Origin of the sequence: Vibrio sp. SCSIO 43132 (genome assembly GCF_019904195.1) — a bacterium.
Lineage (GTDB): Bacteria > Pseudomonadota > Gammaproteobacteria > Enterobacterales > Vibrionaceae > Vibrio > Vibrio nigripulchritudo.
Window position 1 is genome coordinate 2,751,037 of sequence record NZ_CP063199.1, and the last position, 16,500, is coordinate 2,767,536.

Sequence of the window (16,500 nt, forward strand, 5' to 3'; positions counted from 1 at the left end):
TTTGTTTTGAAGACGTAGCAGGCTCCCCTGCTACTAAGAAATTTATCTCGGTAAAGATATCCAAAAAGCGCTACTTTTCATAGCGCTTTTGTGGGCTTTTTGTGTCCAAAGAGGCGAGATAATCTAACTTTTCGCCGATTTTGGTTTCTAAGCCCCGATTTGTGGGGAAATAGTAGCGGGTTTCTGCCATTTCAGGAGGAAAATAAACTTCCCCAGCAGCGTAGGCTCCGGGTTCGTTATGTGCGTATCGGTACTCTTCACCGTAGCCCAGATCTTTCATCAAACTGGTCGGAGCGTTCCTAAGATGAGGTGGCACTTCGTATTCAGGATGATTCTGGGCATCTCTCAGTGCTTGTTTCCAAGCGTTATATACCGCGTTACTTTTTGGAGCGCATGCTAAGTAAACTATCGCCTGCGCAATGGCACGTTCCCCTTCCGCTGGTCCAACACGAGCAAAACAATCCCAAGCTGACAGGGCAACTTGCATTGCACGAGGGTCTGCATTACCAATATCTTCGGAGGCAATGGCAAGTAATCGGCGAGCAATATAAAGCGGATCACATCCGGCAGAAATCATTCTGGCAGACCAGTACAGTGCTGCGTCCGGATCTGAACCTCGAATTGACTTGTGTACCGCGGAAATAAGGTCGTACCAAACATCCCCTTTATTATCGAAGCGTGCGACTTTCTCACCGGCAACTTCGGCTAATAGCGTTAAAGGAATGTATTTCGCGCCCTCTTCTTCGATCGCCATATCGAACAGCAACTCAAGGTAATTGAGTGACATTCTGGCATCGCCATTAACAAGTTCAGCTAAACGATCCAACACTCCTTCTTCAAATTTAGCTTTTTCGTTACCTAATCCGCGCTCTTTGTCATTCAAAGCCTGATTGAGTACCTGAAGAATGTCTTCATTATTCAAAGAAGAGAGTTTGTATACTCTAGCTCGGGAAAGTAGAGCGTTATTTAGCTCGAAAGAAGGGTTTTCTGTGGTAGCACCAATGAAAGTGACCGTGCCATCTTCGATATGTGGAAGAAAGGCATCTTGCTGGCTTTTGTTGAAACGATGCACCTCGTCAACAAACAAAATAGTTTTACGACCTGTCGACTTATTGTCTCTGGCTTTTTCAATGGCTACTCGAATGTCTTTCACGCCAGACGTTACTGCCGATACTCGCTCAACCTCGGCATTGGCATAGTTCGCAGCAACCTCTGCCAACGTTGTCTTGCCCGTACCCGGCGGTCCCCATAGAATCATGGAATGCAGATGCCCTGCTTCTAGGGCACGTCTCAGAGGTTTACCTTCACCGAGGACATGTTGCTGACCAATGTATTGTTCAACGGTCTCTGGACGCATTCGCGCGGCTAGAGGTCGAAAATCATCGCCACCAGCAAAATCCAGCGTGTAATTACTCATGGCTAAGGTTACTCATTACTTAACCCATCGCGTTCATCGTACACTTCAACTCCTTCTGGTGGAGTAAAGGTGAAGGTATCCTCAGATGGCGCTGATAAGTTCATTGAAGTAAATGTAAACTCACTTGTCTGACCGTCCTGCTCAATAACGGAAAAGCTTTCTATCTTTCCCTTACCCGTCACTTCGATGACAAACTGACCTTGCGTAGTATTTTTATCTACTGGCTTAAGCACAAAGCTGTTGTCTTTCTGCTCCACTTCGTAATTATCCCAGTCGCTTTTTCGGTCACGAGTTAAAAGTACGAATGGAGTCTGCCCGGTCGCTTGCTCCTGGCTGTAAATGCTAACTTGATCCATGAAGGGCTCGTAAAACCATACGCTACTGCCATCGGAGACTAACTCGCTTTCATCTGGAAAATCAGTGGACCAGCGAAACATGTTCGGACGAGCGATTTCTGCTGTTCCTTTGGCTTCTTGGATAACCTCACCATCAGGCGCTGTAACAGTTTGAGAGAAGTCAGCGCTAAAGCCTTCGTTCTTACTCAGCCTTTCGCTCAATTCTGACTTGGGGGACGCAAATACGGCACTCGAGATGCCTAAGGCACAGATTATTAACCATCTACTCATTTTAATTCTCTATTACTACTCGGTTTTCTCTTGATACCGATTGGACAACGAATACTTTCCTCTGTTTCATTGCCTTAACTAATCTTTGATTGGCGGCGGAGCCAGTACCTCTCGGTTACCATTGTGACCAGGAGCACTCACAATTCCCTGAGCTTCTAATTGTTCGACAATACGAGCGGCGCGGTTATAACCAATCTTAAATCGACGCTGCACACCAGATACAGAACCACGGCGGCTTTCCACTACGTGCTCTACCACTTGATCAAACAGTGGATCTACGTCTTCATCCGCTTCCATTGATTCTCCCGGAAGCAGAGTATCTGCGGTCTGCTCACCGTTGGTAATTTCGTCAATGTAGGTTGGCTTACCACGCGCTTTCCAGTCGTTTACGACGGAGTGAACATCATCGTCTGAAGCAAATGCCCCATGAACACGTACTGTGTGGCTTGAACCTGGAGGTAGGTAAAGCATATCACCCATACCCAGCAAGGATTCCGCACCGCCCTGATCCAGAATAGTTCGGGAGTCCGTTTTGGTTGATACAGTAAAGGCGACACGGGTTGGTATATTCGCTTTAATCAGACCGGTAATTACATCTACCGACGGACGCTGCGTGGCGAGAATTAAGTGAATACCTGCTGCACGAGCTTTTTGGGCCAAGCGGGCGATCAGCTCTTCCACTTTCTTACCCACTACCATCATCAGATCGGCAAATTCGTCAACGATAACAACAATGTAAGGCAGTTTTTCAAGTAAAGGTGGCATCTCATCCATGCTGTCGCCAGGTTGCCACAACGGGTCGTGGATTGGATGCCCCGCATCGGCTGCCATTTTCAGCTTTTCGTTGAAACCTTTGATGTTACGTACACCAAGTGCCGACATAAGCTTGTATCGACGTTCCATCTCACCCACACACCAGCGAAGTGCATTCGATGCGTCTTTCATATCGGTTACGACTTCAGAAAGCAGGTGTGGGATACCTTCGTAAACCGAAAGCTCCAGCATTTTCGGGTCAATCATGATAAAGCGAACATCTTCAGGTTTCGCTTTGTAAAGCATACTGAGGATCATGACGTTCACACCAACCGACTTACCGGAACCTGTGGTACCTGCCACCAGTACGTGAGGCATTTTTGCCAGATCGGCGACGACTGCCTCACCCGCAATATCCTGACCCAACACAACGGTTGTTGGTGACGTTGCACTCTCAAACTGAGGGCTATTTATCACATCAGATAAGAAAACGGTTTGACGGCTCATGTTCGGTAACTCAAGCCCGACGTACGGCTTACCTGGAATCACTTCAACCACTCGAACTGCCATGGCAGAAAGTGAACGCGCCAGGTCCATAGATAAACCTGAGATTCGGCTAACTTTAACACCTGGAGCCAAGTCCAGCTCAAAACGGGTAATGACGGGACCAGGGAAAATATCGACAACTTTCGCTGTTATCTTATAGTCTGCCAGCTTCGCTTCTACCAGACGTGCAATATCTTCTAACGCAGCTCGATCAATATGGTTTTCACGTTTCTCAGGGTGATAAAGCAACTCTAGTGTTGGCATAGGTGAAGTAGGAACAGGCAGCGTTTGATCCTTTTGAATCAAGAAAGGATTCTGGCTGGCTGTCATATTTTTCTGAGCATCAGCCACCAAAGACTGAAATGCAGCCACGTCTTCATCTTTCTCTTCAGTAGGCTGTTCTGACTGCTGTTCTTCAACAGACTCTGACACCATTTCTTCTGATTGAGAAACTTCAATAGGCTCAAGTTCAATCTCGCTCTCTACAGGTTCTGGCTCAAACTCAGAAATAGTTGGGTGAGTCTCTTCCACATCCACGTCATCAAAGTTAATAGCTTCATGAACGGTTTCTGGTGGTAACTCTTCTACCTCTTCTTCTGGGCGATTATCAGAAGGCGAACTCTCCCATGGCAAGTCAGCAGAACTGTGCTCGAAATGCTGTTCACTAGCTGCTACTTTTCCGGCATTTTCCGCGTAGTCGTTCGCCTGTTCAGCTTGCTGCGTCAATTCTTCTATTGTCGCATCAGGTGAAAGTTGTCTTTCTTCAGTATCCCAGTCAGGTTGAACTGACGGTTGAGAGTCAGGGATATCTGTATCATGCACCAAAGGTTCTGGCTCAGGTTGTTGAGCCGAATGAGGAATATGAATATTGAATCTGGACTCGGGTTCTTCTTTTGATTCATCAAGAGCCGAGAAATGAGGTTCTGACTCTTCCGCTTCACCTTTTAGATCTGAAACTGGTTCGTGAAGTTCTGGTTTGATGTGCTCTTCTTTTGAGCCACGTAAAAGATTAATAAACCATGCAACGGCAGCTATAGCGGACTGACCTAACCACTCAACAATAGAAAGCCAGGAAATTCCTGTCAGTAAGGTAAATCCTGCTCCCCATAGGAAAAGCAATACCAATGTGGTACCAAGCAGGTTAAACATCGGCAGAGCAAGATTTGTGATCACATCACCAATCACTCCTCCTGACGAGAAATACCAAATATCATCAAAATTAATGTCTGCAAGACCACAGCTAGTGATCGTAACAATCACTAGACCAAGCAGGCGAGTTCCCCACAGCACGAAATCGATCGGCTCTTCTTCCGTGCGTTTACGGAAAAAGACCCAGGTCATAACGGAAATAGCGATAGGGAGAGGATAGGCAATAGAGCCAAAAACAAAGAAAAGACTGTCTGCAACCCAGGCACCAAATTGACCGCCAAGATTTTTAACATCCCCATCCCATGCCGTCTGCGACCAGGAAGGGTCTGCTGGGTCAAAAGAAAGCAGAGCAATAGAGATAAGAATTGCTGTTAAGCAACCGAGAATGAAGCAGCAATCACGTAGCCTTTGGATCCCATTTAAGCGAGGCGAAGATGCCTCTTCCTGGGATTTGATGATGGTTTCAACCTTTTCTTTGTTCTCTCTGAACATATACCAACTTTATATTTATCATTTTCCAAAACGCACCGAGCGGCAATAGCCGCTCGGTTTGTCTGATGATTTAACCACATCAAGCAGTAAAACCCAATCGTTGTTCTGTATACAAACCTGAGAAAAAGGCTAGCGACTGAACAAAATAAGGGCAATGAAACAAACGAATCTTCTGAAGCTGAATCCAGATCTCAAAGGAGTTCAGAATACATACTCATCTGTATTCGTTTGCGATTGCTTTATCGGGTTTTAATAACCAGCTGGTTGGTTTGTTTGACTTCTTCCATCACAACGTATGTGCGGGTATCGTTCACACCTGGCAGACGCAGAAGTGTGTCACCCAGCAGCTTACGGTATGCACTCATATCTGATACACGTGTTTTAAGAAGATAGTCGAAGTCGCCAGATACCAAGTGACATTCTTGAATGTCATCCAGTTTCTGCACGGCATGGTTAAACTGTTCGAATACGTCTGGCGCGCCTCGATTCAATGTAATCTCAACAAACACCAATAGCGACGCATCCAGGTACTGAGGATTCAGCAACGCTGTGTATCCCGTAATGTACCCTTGTCTCTCTAAACGACGCACACGTTCTAGACATGGCGTAGGAGACAACCCCACTCTCTTAGATAACTCTACATTCGAAATACGACCATCTTTCTGAAGCTCGTTAAGAATGTTTCTATCAATACGATCAAGTTCCTTGGACGGCTTCTTATAGTTATCCACCATTTTTTATCCCACCTTATTACTTCCTTGCAAAAAAATATACTACAACTTTTTAATATTCAGTATCAAATTTTTCAAACACAACTCTATACTAGATATTAATTCGACAGAATTACCCTACACATAGATAATACAACCAGAAATATTGAGGAGTCAGGATGATTATTGGCGTACCGAAGGAAATCAAAAACCACGAATACCGAGTGGGGATGATTCCATCCAGTGTGAGAGAACTTGTCTCTCACGGTCACCAAGTCATTGTCGAAACGAACGCCGGTAGTGGCATCGGCTTTTCCGATCAAGACTATATTGCCGTAGGTGCATCCATTCTTCCTACTGCTGCTGACGTTTTCGCGAAAGCAGACATGATTGTTAAGGTTAAAGAACCTCAAGCTGTCGAGCGCGCTATGCTGCGCGAAGGGCAAATATTGTTCACATATTTACACCTAGCACCAGATTTTCCACAAACTGAAGAGCTTATCAAGAGTAAAGCTGTCTGCATAGCATATGAGACTGTAACAGATAATATGGGTCGTCTGCCACTATTAGCACCAATGTCTGAGGTTGCGGGTCGCATGTCTATCCAAGCTGGCGCACAAACTTTGGAGAAATCTCATGGTGGTCGCGGTCTCCTACTAGGTGGCGTTCCGGGTGTTGAACCTGCAAAAGTTGTCGTTGTCGGCGGCGGCGTTGTTGGTTCAAATGCAGCTCGTATGGCGGTTGGTTTACGTGCAGACGTGACTATCTTAGACCGTAATATCGACACACTAAGAGCACTTGATGAAGAGTTCCAGGGTCGTGCAAAAGTGGTTTACTCCACTGAAGACGCGCTTGAAAAACATGTACTTGAAGCTGACCTAGTGATTGGTGCGGTACTAATCCCAGGTGCGGCAGCGCCTAAGCTCATTACAAAAGAACACATCAAGCGCATGAAGCCAGGCGCTGCTGTTGTAGACGTAGCTATCGACCAGGGCGGTTGCTTTGAAACATCAAAAGCAACAACACACGCAGAGCCAACATACATCGTAGATGATGTGGTTCACTACTGTGTTGCTAACATGCCGGGTGCGGTTGCTCGTACTTCAACGTTCGCACTTAACAATGCAACATTGCCTTACATTATCAAGCTGGCAAACAACGGTTACGAGAAAGCACTTCTTGCTGATGAAGGTTTGCTAGAAGGTCTAAACGTAATCCACGGTAAAGTGACCTGTAAAGAAGTTGCAGAAAGCTTCGACCTTGAATACGTTGACGCGAAACAAGCTATCGCGATGTTCAACTAAGTTCGGTTTTGGTTTTGAAAGACCTGCTCTATGCAGGTCTTTTTTTCGCCTGAATTAAAATATTCCTTGGAGTATCATTCCGTTCGCAAAATTCGCAAAGCGTCACTTCGTAACCTTTTTCTTGAAGATAAAGGGCTCTATCCAATATCAACCAGAGCTCTAATGGTCTTTGAAAGATCTGCTGAACCAGGCTCAAGCGCTCCATGATCCAAAAACGCTGTTCGCCAATGTCTTGCCAGTATTCGAAATCCATATCGCCGAGATTCAGCTCTTTTTTCTCTGCTGCCCAATGACAAAAATGCTCAAAACCTTCCGAAAGCATGGACTTTTTAATACTGGGTATTGGCGTATAGTCACTTTGCTGTTTTTGCCTCAAATAGCTATCGAGACCGAGGCGAAATATCATCTCTTCCCTTCGGTGCCTATGAACTCTTTCTCCACCAGTTACCGTTGCCTGTAGTGGAATACGAAGCTCTGCTCTGGAAAGTGAGAGATCCAAGCACTTACCTTCACTGGAAAGCGGAGTGTAATGTTCAGCTTGGATTAGGTGATAACAGCAAGGGGCTATTGAAAAAGCCGACAAATTTGCGTCGCTGCCGTGTCGAATCAGGCTGATGTGTAAATCGCCACATGCATGTAACGCGACAGCGTGCATTTCGGGCTTGAATATGGCTTTGGAGCTATCTGAAAGAGCGTCTCCCTGAATAAAGGTCATCGGCAGTTTCTTTTTATCAGCAAGCGTTTGCCCGCTCTCACACAAGCTGTGTTGCCATTCAAAGCTGGTTACGTGCTCTTGAGATTCTGATGACAATACCTGACCTAAAAAACCCTTTCCGGAGCACCACTCTAACCACTCAGAACCATGATGAGATTCAATACACGCTTCTCCCATGGAAAGAATCTGGCTCAGCTTCTTGCCGGGTATACCTGTTTCAGCGCCTTTTGACAGAGCAATATGACTTAAGCCTCTGCTTGGCAAAGAGGTTAATTCTTTTAGCTTTAAAGCGTCAGGAAGAATCTCTGAGATTCTACGAATTAATTCATCAGGATCTGATTTTAGCTCGATTATTTCGCCCTCAGTCAGATCCAATAACCAGGTGTTAAGTTCGGGATGACTTGAATCCCAAGGGTACTCAGACTGAAGACTCAAATGAAATGGCTGAATACGCCATAAAGAGTCGTATCGTTTAAGAATGGATGTTATGTCTAAAAAGGTATGGTTCATGATTCCCCCGAATGCGGCGATTGTAGGGGGAATCAAAGGTAAGGGGAAGGGCTTTATCGGACTGGTAATTCGATGTCTTTAAACATCTCTTCAATTTCTGCGTTACTTTTTAAAGAGATCGCCTGTTCAACCACTGGTCGAGTCAGGTGAGGCGCGAAACGCTCCATAAAGTCGTACATATAAGAACGCAAGAAGGTACCCCTTCGGAAACCGATACTTGTCGTACTTGCACCGAATATATGACTGGCATCTATCGCCACCAAATCAGAATCCAGCTCTTTGTCGACCGCCATAGAAGCAATCACTCCAACGCCAATTCCCATACGGACGTATGTTTTAATCACATCGGCATCGGTTGCGGTAAATACGATACGTGGTGTCAGCCCTGCATTGTTAAATGCGGTATCCAGCTCAGAACGACCAGTAAAACCAAAGACGTATGTCACCAGTGAATAGGTCGACAAATCTTCGATTGTCACGTGATCTTTCTTAGCCAATGGGTGGTCTTTGGTCACTACAATAGAGCGGTTCCAGTGGTAACAAGGCAGCATGATTGCATCCTGGTATAGATGCAAAGCCTCTGTCGCGATAGCAAAGTTTGCCGTACCTTTTGCTACAGCTTCAGACATTTGCGAAGGCGTGCCCTGATGCATGTGAAGTGACACCTTCGGGTAACGTGCAGTAAACCCTTTAATGACATCTGGTAATGCATAGCGAGCCTGTGTATGCGTTGTCGAGATATTCAACGTTCCCATTTCAGGATGGGTATGCTCCCCTGCAACGGCTTTAATGCTTTCCACTCTCGCCAGAATTTCACTCGAGATACGAACAATATCTTCACCTGCACTGGTGACCTGAGTAAGGTGCTTTCCGCTGCGCTCGAAGATTTGTATACCGAGCTCATCTTCCAGTAATCGCACCTGTTTACTGATGCCTGGCTGAGAGGTAAACAGACTTTCCGCTGTTGCCGACACGTTCAAGTTATGATTCACAACTTCAACAATGTACTTCAATTGCTGTAATTTCATCGCGACCCCGTATTCCGTTACTCTCAATTTATATACCGAAGTAGCCTCGACGACTTTTTCATATTGAAGTTACTTGGGTATATAAGTATTAGTTATAACGCCTTCAGCTAAAAAAAGACAGTAAAAACGCAGATACTTATGTGAGGAGTTTGACTATCAACTATAGTATTAGGTAGGTTTTGCTATAGACCCCGCATAAATCGGGGCAAATTTAATTTTTTCATTAATTTTTCCTCTAAGTAAGGATAATAATGAACTTTGTTCTTATCTTGGGTACAGAAACAATACATTATCGTGTATCCTCGGGGGTTAGCTTTTTTGTACGGAATGCAGACTTAAGTTTATGAATATTGGTTTAATAATTGCGCTTGTTGCCATTTTGTTGGTTCTCGTTATCGGTTACAACATAATGCTTCAGTACCGCGTGAAAGTAGAGACTGCAAAAAAACAAGAATCCACTCGTCATTTAGCCGTTATCGACGCAACAGAAGACCTCATCGGTAACGCACACCACTTGCCCTACAGTAAAGAGTTATTGGTGTGCCTGAATACACGTATTCTTGATGCATTAGAATCTATGTTCGAGCTTGATCCTAAAAATAAACAACTCAAAGCTCGCATTGCAAACATGCAATCGCAGATTCAGCAACTAAAGGATAATTATCAAGGCGGTGAAACAGCGTCTTTTAAAGTCCCAAGTAGCGACAAGCAAGCCATCATTATGCTTAAGCTGGTAAAGAGACTTAGAGAAACTATTCGAAGTGAACACAACAAAGGGCGCTTCGATACACAAAGCTACGTTGCTGAAAATGCGCGCCTAGAGCAGATTCAGGTCCGAATCAACATAGAAAACGTAATCAAGCGTGCCAATGATTCTGTGCTACGTGGGCAAGCAGGTACAGCAAAACAGCTTCTGAAGAAGGGCTTAGACGCTCTGGCTTCAAAAAATGATTCCTACTCAAATAAAGCAAAAGAGAAGCTTCAGGCGATGCTTGATGACCTGAATCAGAAGAGACAGGATAAAGAAGCGGAGCATGCAAAAGATCGTGACGAAAAAGAACGTAACGACGATATGGATGCACTCTTCGGCGAAAAGAAAAAGTGGTAAACTACCACCAGACTCAAATCAACCAAAGGTCGCTTTCAGCGACCTTTTTTATGTTAGCTATTAACCATGATTGATAACGAAACTATTCAAGAACTGCTCCAGCCAATCAAATCTTTCCTTCAATGCGATACTCCCGAAGAATGGATTGAAGAAGCCAAAAAACCCGAAAACCTGCCAGTCGTTTTGCTGGATCACTTGCTGTGTGAGCTTAAAGCGGGTCAGTCAGCCATGTACCTCATCCGCAAATACGCGGTCGATAAAGACAGTGCACATACCTTACTCGATTGGTTTAAACCCTACGAAGATTTTGCCTATAGAAAAATCGGAACCATCGAGACATTAAAAGGGAAGAGTAATATTTCCAAGTCCATCATGGCGAAAGGCGACTCACCCTATAGCCAGGACCTTATCGATAAAATGGTTCTTTTGATCAAAGAAGAACTGCATCATTTCTATCAAGTACTCGAGATAATGGAGTCGCGAGGCATTCCATATGAAAACATTTCAGCCAGCCGATATGCGAAAGGCTTACTCTCAGAAATGAAAACTCACGAGCCACAAACACTGATCGACAAACTTATCATCGGTGCTTATATCGAAGCTCGCTCTTGCGAACGATTTGCAAAGCTTGCCCCTCATATGGACGAAGACATCTGCAAATTCTATGTCTCTCTCCTGCGCTCGGAAGCTAGGCATTATCAAGACTACCTGACCTTAGCTGAACAAATTGCCGGGAAAGATATTTCTGAAAGAGTGGCATTTTTCGGCCAGCTAGAAGCGGATTTAATTTCATCCCCAGATAGAGATTTCAAATTCCACAGCGGTAAGCCCGCCTAAAAAAACGCCCACTTTTGAAGTGGGCGTTTTTGTATTTATTCCAAATTTTTTATGCGAGTGTCGCATTGATCTCAGCGAGAACTTTAGCAGGATCGGCAGCTTGCGTGATTGGACGACCAATCACCAAGTAGTCAGAACCCGCTTCAATGGCATCAACAGGAGTCATGATACGCTTCTGGTCGCCCACAGCAGCACCTGCTGGTCGTATTCCTGGCGTGACCAGCTTAAACTCGCGACCTAGCTCAGACTTAAGCAGAGAAGCTTCCTGAGCAGAGCACACAACTCCATCAAGACCTGAACGCTTAGTCAGATTGGCTAGACGCATCACTTGCTCTTGAGGAGCAACGTCCAAACCGATACCCGCAAGGTCATTCTGCTCCATGCTGGTTAATACTGTCACACCTATAAGCAGTGGGCGGTCTTTACCGTAAGGCTCCAGGATTTCGCGAGAAGCACTCATCATTCGTTCACCGCCACCAGCATGTACGTTTACCATCCATACTCCTAGCTCTGCTGCCGCTCTTACCGCTTTTGAACAGGTATTAGGAATATCGTGGAACTTCAGGTCAAGGAATACTGAGAAGCCTCGCTTATGCAGCTCGCGTACAAATTCAGGACCAAACAGAGTAAACATCTCTTTGCCTACCTTCAGGCGGCAAGTACTTGGGTCAATTCTATCGACAAACGCTAGTGCATCTTCTTGCTTGTCGTAATCAAGTGCCACGATGACTTTCTGATCGATCACTTTTATCTCCTACTTTAAATGAGCCTATTTCTAAGCAAAAGATCACGGTTAAACCATGATCTGCAAATTCTATTCACCATCAAGCCCGCGAATCGGTTTAATGGTACCCCACCCTTTACAAGACGGGCAATGCCAATACAGAGAGCGAGTTGAAAATCCGCATTTTCGGCAACGATGATGGGGTTTCACCTTGAGTTGTTCACCTACCATGCCTTGAAGTGTTGTCAGACTCTCTTTAGCGCGACCTTCTTCTGCTTCTTCAAGATGGTAATCCATCAGGCGATAGAAGCCTTTCATGGTCGGATTTTTGACTAGTTGTCTAGTGAGTAACGTCTGCGCTGCTGCAACGCCCTCATGCTCTGCAACCAACTGAGCTAACATAAGCTCTGCAGATACACCTGCTTTTTTCTCGATACAACGATGAAGAAATTCAAGTAATTCCCCTTCTTTGCTCAGTTTTTGATAGCACTCAGCAATAGTCGGCAAAACCTGCCCCAAAAAGTCTACGTCTTGATCCAGCACTTGCTCAAGGTAGCGGACGGTGTTGCTGTAATCGTCTTGAGCTTGATAAACCTTCCCCAATGCAATGCTGGCACGAACACAATTTGGGTCTTCGGTGAGCGCCTTTTTCAGTAGCGCTACTGATTTCTTAATGTTCCCTTCACCTTGCTCCTGCATTGCAAGTTCGCAGTAGTAGTGTGCGATATCTTTCTTAATTCGGATTTTACCTAACTTCACCAGCGCGGAAGCGTACTCGATGGCTTTACTCCATTCCCGAGTTTGCTGAAAAATGATGACTAACTGTGTCAGCGCGGCTTCCCGGTGATCTGGTTCATCCAGTAGCTGAAGGAATATTTTCTCAGCGCGGTCTAACAGACCAGATACCATAAAATCTTTAGCAAGCTGCTGAAGCGCAATGTTCTTTTGCTCAATGGTAAGCCCTGAACGGGAAATGAGGTTTTGGTGAATTCGGATCGCGCGGTCTACTTCACCGCGAGATCGAAATAAGTTACCTAAGGCTAAATGAGTATCGATGGTTTCATCATCGACTTGAAGCAACTCGATAAAATGGTCGACCGCTTTATCTGACTGATCGGAAAGAAGTAGGTTTAGACCAGTAACGTACTGGCGGGATATCTGATTTGATTGTTTCTGCTTGTCGAAGTTTGCACTGCGATTACCCATGTACCATCCATAGGCTGCCGCAATTGGTAACAACAAGAAGAGAAGTTCAAGCATTCAATTTGCCTTAGGCGTTACTCTGTTGCTTCTCTATTGCTGGCTGGTTATTGAGTTGTTTTCTGAGCTTACGGATGGTGAGCTTTTGCTTGAACTGAACACTACCAAATACAAGAGCCGCTATCCCAAAGCCAACAACAAACACCAAACCCAACAGTAATGACAAGTGGAAATCACCTTTTGCTAACAGATAGTTGAATGAAACCACCTGTTGATTTTGCGCGCCTAAAGCCAAGGCGATCAGCACAAGAGCAATTACCAAGATTATTTTTATAATTTTCATAAATCACTACTCCGGAATAAGCTTAGGGATTAGATTATGCAGGAATTTATACGATCAAACCATCAAGAATCTGATGAATCTAAGTATTTTAGTTATAAAAAAGCGGCATACGAGATGCATGCCGCTTTTCTATAACACCAATTGGTGATTAGCCGTGGATGTTAACGCGTTCGCGTAACTCCTTGCCCGGCTTGAAGTGAGGTACGTACTTGCCGTCTAGCTCAACTTTTTCACCAGTTTTTGGGTTACGACCCATTCTTGGCTCACGATAGTGCAATGAGAAACTACCGAAACCACGGATCTCAATACGATCACCGCTTTCCAGGGTTGACGCCATATGTTCAAGAATATCCTTGACGGCATCTTCTACTTCTTTTGCAGAAAGGTGTGTTTGCTGCGCGCAGAGTCTTTCTATTAGTTCAGACTTAGTCATAGTTCCCCTCATTTCAATGGAATCAAAAAGGCACTTATCGAAAAAAAGGGAGCCTAGTGGCTCCCCTTTAGCGATTTATTATTCGCCTTTAGCAGCCTTGAATGCATCAGCCATAGCGTTACCGAACGCGCCTTCTTCAGACTTGTTCAGTGAAGCCATTGCTTCTTGCTCTTCAGCTTCATCTTTAGCTTTGATAGATAGGTTGATTACGCGGTTCTTACGGTCAACACCTGTGAACTTCGCTTCAACGCTGTCACCAACGCTTAGGATTAGAGACGCATCTTCAACACGGTCACGAGATACTTCAGAAGCACGGATGTAACCTTCAACGCCCTCTACAAGTTCAATTGTAGCACCTTTTGCGTCAACTGCAGTTACAGTACCGTTTACTAGAGCACCTTTCTTGTTGTCAGCAACGTATGCGTTGAACGGGTCGTTCTCCATTTGCTTAACGCCTAGAGAGATACGCTCGCGCTCTGCGTCTACTGCAAGTACAACTGCAGAGATTTCGTCGCCTTTCTTGTATTCACGTACCGCTTCTTCACCTGGAACGTTCCAAGAGATGTCAGATAGGTGTACAAGACCGTCGATGCCGCCTTCAAGACCGATGAAGATACCAAAGTCAGTGATAGACTTGATCTTACCAGTTACTTTATCGCCTTTAGCTTGAGCTTCAGCGAATGACTGCCATGGGTTAGCTTTACACTGCTTAAGACCTAGAGAAATACGACGACGCTCTTCGTCGATCTCAAGAACCATAACCTCAACTTCGTCGCCTACGTTCACAACTTTAGATGGGTGGATGTTCTTGTTAGTCCAGTCCATTTCAGATACGTGTACCAGACCTTCAACGCCTTCTTCGATTTCAACGAAGCAACCGTAGTCAGTTAGGTTAGTAACACGACCAGAAAGCTTGTGACCTTCTGGGTAACGCTTAGCGATTGCTACCCATGGATCTTCGCCTAGCTGCTTAAGACCTAGAGATACGCGAGTGCGGTCACGGTCGAACTTAAGAACTTTAACTAGGATCTCGTCACCAACGTTAACGATCTCAGATGGGTGCTTAACACGCTTCCAAGCCATGTCAGTGATGTGTAGAAGACCGTCTACACCGCCAAGGTCAACGAACGCACCGTAGTCAGTAAGGTTCTTAACGATACCTTTAACTTCAGTACCTTCTTGTAGAGTTTCAAGAAGCTCGTCACGCTCAACGCTGTTTTCAGATTCGATAACAGCACGACGAGAAACAACAACGTTGTTACGCTTCTGGTCTAGCTTGATTACTTTGAACTCTAGCTCTTTGTTTTCTAGGTGAGCAGTGTCGCGGATTGGACGCACGTCTACTAGAGAACCTGGAAGGAAAGCACGGATACCGTTTAGTTCAACAGTGAAACCGCCTTTAACTTTACCGTTGATAACGCCAACAACAGTTTCAGCTTCTTCGTAAGCTTTCTCAAGTACGATCCAAGCTTCGTGACGCTTCGCTTTCTCACGAGAAAGTTGAGTTTCACCGAAACCGTCTTCAACAGCGTCTAGCGCTACGTCTACTTCAGTACCTACTTCAACTTCAAGTTCGCCAGCAGCGTTCTTGAATTGTTCAGCTGGGATAGCAGACTCAGACTTAAGACCAGCGTCAACAAGAACGAAACCGTTCTCGATAGCTACTACAGTACCTTTAACGATAGTACCTTGTTGGAATTCAGTCTCGTTTAGAAACTCTTCAAAGAGTTGAGCAAAAGATTCAGTCATTATTTGATCTTCAATATTTAAACGTCCACGGGTGTCCTACCTCGTGGGGTTGATAAAATTGCCAGTCATCTTCCTTGCGACCAACAGTCCGACTGCCCCAATAGACACTATTGAGACAGTTTAGATTCAATAAATTCAAGCGCTTGCTGTACCACTTCATCAATAGAAAGTGATGTAGAATCAAGCACTAACGCGTCTTCCGCTGGACGTAAAGGCGCTACCGTTCTGTTTCGGTCACGGTCGTCTCTGTCCTGGATCTCGCGCAAAAGGTCATCAAATTTAACATCATGCCCCTTTTCTTGCAACTGCTTGTAGCGTCTATTCGCTCTTTCTTCCGCGCTGGCGTCCAAGAAGATTTTCGCTACAGCGGATGGAAAAACTACCGTGCCCAAATCACGACCATCACCTACTAAGCCAGGTTCGGACGCAAATGAGCGCTGACGACGTAAAAGTGCTTCACGAACACGCGGCAACGCTGCAATTTTTGAAGCTGCCTCGCCAGTGGTTTCTTTACGAAGTTCTTTAGATACATCTTCGCCTTCCAGAATAACCTTCACCAGGTCACCTTCAGCGATAAACTGAACATCCAGGTGCGTGGCAATCGGAACCAAAGCATCTTCAGATTCCGTGTCTATTCCATGATGGATCGCAGCAAGTGCAAGAACACGATAAATCGCGCCCGAATCGAGCAAATGAAAGCCAAGTTTTTCCGCCAACAACATACAAAGGGTACCTTTCCCTGCACCGCTAGGACCGTCTACAGTAATAACTGGAGGTTGAAGGGACATGTTTTTCTCCGTTTTCGTTTGTAGTGAGCGTTCTTATGCCACCCACTTTTATCGGCGCGCTATTATAC

15 protein-coding genes are annotated in these 16,500 nt (G+C 45.3%); 3 read left to right on the forward strand and 12 right to left on the reverse strand.

Going from position 1 to position 16,500, the window contains the following annotated elements:
• Window positions 1-70: 70 nt before the first annotated feature.
• The 4 genes from INR79_RS12265 to lrp form a co-directional block, all read right to left on the reverse strand.
• Entirely contained in the window at window positions 71-1,417 is a 1,347-nt protein-coding gene (locus INR79_RS12265; RefSeq protein WP_223094464.1) for a replication-associated recombination protein A, read from the reverse strand.
• 8 nt (window positions 1,418-1,425) lie between these two features.
• Entirely contained in the window at window positions 1,426-2,043 is a 618-nt protein-coding gene (gene lolA, locus INR79_RS12270; RefSeq protein WP_223094466.1) for an outer membrane lipoprotein chaperone LolA, read from the reverse strand.
• Between the two features lie 78 nt (window positions 2,044-2,121).
• Complete coding sequence (locus INR79_RS12275; RefSeq protein WP_223094468.1) at window positions 2,122-4,983, reverse strand: DNA translocase FtsK; 2,862 nt, start codon at window positions 4,981-4,983, stop codon at window positions 2,122-2,124.
• 239 nt (window positions 4,984-5,222) lie between these two features.
• Window positions 5,223-5,717 (reverse strand): leucine-responsive transcriptional regulator Lrp, encoded by a 495-nt coding sequence (gene lrp, locus INR79_RS12280; RefSeq protein ID WP_004406045.1) that lies wholly within the window; start codon window positions 5,715-5,717, stop codon window positions 5,223-5,225.
• Window positions 5,718-5,872: 155 nt separating this feature from the next.
• Here lrp and ald point away from each other — a divergent pair, with 155 nt between their 5' ends.
• Entirely contained in the window at window positions 5,873-6,997 is a 1,125-nt protein-coding gene (gene ald / locus INR79_RS12285) for an alanine dehydrogenase (protein ID WP_022551167.1), read from the forward strand.
• A 28-nt stretch (window positions 6,998-7,025) separates the two neighbouring features.
• On the opposite strand, the gene INR79_RS12290 is transcribed toward ald, so the two are convergent.
• Entirely contained in the window at window positions 7,026-8,222 is a 1,197-nt protein-coding gene (locus INR79_RS12290; protein ID WP_223094470.1) for a methyltransferase, read from the reverse strand.
• Between the two features lie 53 nt (window positions 8,223-8,275).
• Entirely contained in the window at window positions 8,276-9,250 is a 975-nt protein-coding gene (gene cysB / locus INR79_RS12295) for an HTH-type transcriptional regulator CysB (RefSeq protein WP_004406048.1), read from the reverse strand.
• Window positions 9,251-9,593: 343 nt separating this feature from the next.
• Between cysB and INR79_RS12300 the strand changes: the two genes are divergently transcribed.
• Window positions 9,594-10,358, forward strand: coding sequence for a hypothetical protein (locus INR79_RS12300; protein ID WP_022551169.1), 765 nt, complete (start codon window positions 9,594-9,596; stop codon window positions 10,356-10,358).
• A 66-nt stretch (window positions 10,359-10,424) separates the two neighbouring features.
• Entirely contained in the window at window positions 10,425-11,195 is a 771-nt protein-coding gene (gene miaE / locus INR79_RS12305; protein ID WP_223094472.1) for a tRNA isopentenyl-2-thiomethyl-A-37 hydroxylase MiaE, read from the forward strand.
• Window positions 11,196-11,244: 49 nt separating this feature from the next.
• Here miaE and pyrF read toward each other — a convergent pair whose 3' ends face one another.
• From pyrF to cmk, 6 genes are all read right to left on the reverse strand, one after another.
• A complete protein-coding gene (gene pyrF, locus INR79_RS12310) occupies window positions 11,245-11,940 on the reverse strand; it encodes an orotidine-5'-phosphate decarboxylase (RefSeq protein WP_223094474.1) in 696 nt (231 codons plus the stop codon).
• A 69-nt stretch (window positions 11,941-12,009) separates the two neighbouring features.
• Window positions 12,010-13,179 (reverse strand): lipopolysaccharide assembly protein LapB, encoded by a 1,170-nt coding sequence (gene lapB / locus INR79_RS12315; protein ID WP_223094476.1) that lies wholly within the window; start codon window positions 13,177-13,179, stop codon window positions 12,010-12,012.
• A gap of 10 nt (window positions 13,180-13,189) precedes the next feature.
• Window positions 13,190-13,462, reverse strand: a complete 273-nt coding sequence (locus tag INR79_RS12320; protein ID WP_004406053.1) for a LapA family protein — start codon at window positions 13,460-13,462, stop codon at window positions 13,190-13,192.
• Window positions 13,463-13,610: 148 nt separating this feature from the next.
• A complete protein-coding gene (gene ihfB / locus INR79_RS12325) occupies window positions 13,611-13,907 on the reverse strand; it encodes an integration host factor subunit beta (protein WP_158091126.1) in 297 nt (98 codons plus the stop codon).
• 66 nt (window positions 13,908-13,973) lie between these two features.
• On the reverse strand, window positions 13,974-15,644 hold the full coding sequence (gene rpsA / locus INR79_RS12330; RefSeq protein WP_004406055.1) for a 30S ribosomal protein S1: 1,671 nt from the start codon (window positions 15,642-15,644) through the stop codon (window positions 13,974-13,976).
• 107 nt (window positions 15,645-15,751) lie between these two features.
• Complete coding sequence (gene cmk, locus INR79_RS12335; protein WP_022595253.1) at window positions 15,752-16,432, reverse strand: (d)CMP kinase; 681 nt, start codon at window positions 16,430-16,432, stop codon at window positions 15,752-15,754.
• Between the last annotated feature and the right edge of the window lie 68 nt (window positions 16,433-16,500).